The organism is Streptomyces sparsus (assembly GCF_054776295.1).
The window spans coordinates 1-3,442 of record NZ_BAAHCA010000528.1 but is presented as its reverse complement, the minus strand read 5'-3'; the positions used below and the strand labels follow the sequence as shown (position 1 = coordinate 3,442).

The 3,442-nt window shown below is 73.4% G+C and carries 2 protein-coding genes; both read right to left on the bottom strand.

What is annotated here, in order from left to right; all coding sequences use genetic code 11:
• On the bottom strand, positions 1 to 1,598 hold a 1,598-nt coding region (locus ACYVE9_RS19685), incomplete at its 3' end, for a condensation domain-containing protein (protein ID WP_461029202.1).
• Positions 1,595 to 3,442: non-ribosomal peptide synthetase (locus ACYVE9_RS19680; RefSeq protein WP_461029201.1), on the bottom strand; the 1,848-nt coding region annotated here is incomplete at its 5' end. The genes ACYVE9_RS19685 and ACYVE9_RS19680, both read right to left, overlap by 4 nt.

Here is a 3,442-nt window from a genome sequence, read left to right as displayed (position 1 = left end):
GCCTCGTCGAGCAGTGCCCGGTGCAGCAGCGTGTCGCCGACCGGCCCGGCCGTGTCGTTGGCCGCCGCCCGCTGCCGTGCCTGGTGCTCGGGGAGCGCGAGCGGGTCGCTGTCCCATGCGCCGTCCCCGTCGGCGAGCCGGTGCAGCAGGTCGCGGAACGCGGCGAACATGTCGTCGAGCACCGGCCCGGGCACGGTGTCGTCTCGCGCGTCCCAGTTGACGAGCAGCGCGCCTTGGGCCTCCATCGCCTGGCAGTCCACCCAGACCTGCGGCGTCTGGCTGATGCCGTTGCGGATCTCGGACCGCATCATGCCCTGCGGAGCGAGACCGTCGGAGAGTCCGATGGCGCTGGTGAACACCACGGGCATCATCGAACCCTGCTGGCCCCGGCGGCGGGTGAGCTCGCGCAGCACCTCCACGCCCGAGAACAGCCGGTGGTCGAGGTCCTCGAAGAGCTGCTCGGCAGACCTGCGGGCGCGTTCGGCGAAGGTACCGGCGCAGCCGCCGTCGACGGCCAGCAGTTCGACGGAGGTGAAGTCGCCCACGATGTCGTCCACGTCCGGGTGCAGTGGCAGCCGGCTGAGCACCGTCACGTCGAGGGTGAACCGGGGACTGCGGCTCCAGCGGCCGATCACCTCGGCGTACGCGGCCATCACGGCCGTCGAGGCGGAGACCCCCTGCTCCCCGGCACGGGCCTTGAGCGCCGACCACAGTGCGGGCTCCAGGCGCAGCTCGCGGCGGGTGAAACCGGCGGGGCCCTGCCGGCTGGGCCGGTCGACCAACGGCAGTTCGGGGGCTGGCGGCAGGCTGTCCAGCCGCGACGTCCAGTAGTCGCGGTCACGCTCGTAGGCGGGGCCCTGGCGCACCGCCCGTTCCGCCCGCAGATAGTCGCGGAACGAGATCCCGGGCGCCGCGAGAACGGCGTCGGGGTCCTCGTAGAAGGTGCCGAACTCGTCGAGCAGCCGGTAGATGCTCACGTAGTCGGCGATCAGGAAGTCGATGGAGAAGTGCAGTACGGCCCGGTCGGCGAACTCGGTGACCTCCAGGGAGTACAGCGGGCACGTGGTGACGTCCTTGGACTCGGCGGAGAGCCGGCCGCGCACCTCGCGGAGGGTCTCCCGGCCCGCTGCCTCCGGCAGTCCGGTCGTGTCGTGCCAGCCGATGACCGGGTCGGGCGGGTCCTTCAGCACCCGCTGGTAGCCGTCGTAGTCGATGACCACACGCAGCATCTCGTGCCGGTCGACCACCCGGTGCCAGGCCCGCAGCAGCCGGTCGCGGTCGAGCGCGGGGAACTCCAGCTCGCCGTAGGCGTGGCAGGGCACCGAGCCGTACTCGAAGGCGCCCCGGCGGCCCAGCAGGTAGGCGGACTGCACCTCGGTGAGCGGGAACGGCTCGTGGGCCGAGGAGGGATCGGACCGCACCTGTTGCGGGCTGCGCTCGCGCAGGGCCCGGAGCACGTCCTCCCGGCAGCCGGCGAGCAGTTCCCGGCGCTCGGGGGTCATCGCGCCCTCCGGGCCCCGGAAACGGAGTCTGCCCTCGTCCTCCCACAGGCGCAGGCCGACCTGTTCGAGTTCGCTGATGATGTCGGCGGCGGTCACAGGACACCTTCTTCCAGTCGGACGGACGCTTCGTGCTGGTGGCTGTCGGAGATCTCGGCGTCGACGACGGCGGCGATCTCGGCGATGGTCGGGTGGTTGAAGAGCTGGCGCAGCGAGAGCTCCACACCGAAGCGCTGGGAGAACTGCTGGACGACCCGGGTCGCGGTGAGGCTGTCGCCGCCCAGACCGAAGAAGTTGGCGGTACGGCCCACTTCGGGAGCCTCCAGCAGCGCGGCCCACACCTCGGCCACCGCGCGTTCGGTGTCCCCCCGCGGCCCGTCGTCCGCCGGTGCCGTCTCCGCCGCGCGGCGCAGCCCGTACGTCTGCGCGACGGCGGCGCGGTCCACCTTGGCGTTCGCGTTCAGCGGCAGCCGGTCGACGACGGTGAGGTGTTCGGGGAGCATGTGCGGCGGCAGGTGCCCGGCCAGCGCGGCCAGCAGGTCCGCTCCGTCCGGCGCGGGGTCGGCGCCCTGCTCCGGGGTGACGACCGCGGCCAGGCGGCGCACTCCGGCGCTGCTGTCGACCCATGCCACCGCGTTCGCGACACCGGGCAGCTCACGCAGCCTGGTCTCGATCTCGCCGAGTTCGATCCGGTGCCCGCGCACCTTGACCTGGTGGTCGCGCCGACCCAGGAACTCCAGGACCCCCGAGGGGTGGTAGCGGCCCAGGTCGCCGGTGCGGTACCACCGTTCGCCCCCGGCCGTCACGAAGGAGGCCGCGGTCCGGTCGGGGTCGCCGCGGTAGCCGAGCGCCACACCGGCACCCCCGATCCACAGCTCGCCGGGCACGAAGTCGGGACGGTCCCGGCCGTGTGCGTCCACCACGCGGAAGCGCTGGTTGGCCAGCGGACGCCCGTACGGGATCGACACCCATGCCGGGTCGACGCCCTTCACGTCGTGGGCGTTCGACCAGATCGAGGCCTCGGTGGCGCCGCCCATGGCGACGAGGAGGGCGTTCGGGGCGCTCGCCCGGAGCCGGTCGGGCAGATCCAGCCCGACCCAGTCGCCGGAGACGATCGCCACCCGCAGCCGGGGCAGGCCGGTGCCCGACTCGCAGGCCACCAGCAGCATGTCGAGCAGGGTGGGCACCGTGTTCCAGACGGTGACCCCGTGCTCGGCGGCGAGACCGGCCCACACGGCGGCCTCCCGCCGGACGTCCTCGGTGAGGGTCACCACGGTGCCGCCGACTGCGAGCAGCCCGAACAGGTCGTAGACGGACAGGTCGAAGTCGAGCGCCGAGACCTGCAGGGTCACGTCGTCGGACCCCACGCGGTAGCGGGCGTTGACGTCGTCGATGGTGTTGGCGGCGGCCGCGTGGGTGATCTCCACTCCCTTGGGCTCGCCGGTGGAGCCCGAGGTGTAGATGACGTAGGCGAGCTGTGCCGGGTCGACCGGCACCGGTTCCGCGACCGGTTCGGCCGCCGACGCCTCGGCCACCGGCACCGGTCGCACCGTCCGCTGCCAGCCCCCGCCGGACCCGTCGGCGACCAGGGCCAGGCGCGCTCCGGCGGACCGCACGATCCGGTCGCGCAGCCGGCAGCCGATGGCGACGGCGGCGATCCACAGCGCGGTGACGGTCAACGGGACGGCGGACAGTGTCAGTTCACTGCCGCCCGGGGACGAGGGCCAGCCGCCGAAGGCGCTCTCCCGAGCGGGCGGGGACGGGACGGGCAACGACTCGTCGCGGACGGTGAAGCCGCCGCCGAGGCCCTGTAGGACGAGGGCGAGGGCGATCCGCAGACGGGTCGGGAAGTCCGGATTCCAGCCGTCGGCGCGGCCGGCGGCAGGCACGGCGGCCAGGGCGAGCACCAGCAGCAGCGCCGTCGGCCCCAGGGCCGCGCCCAG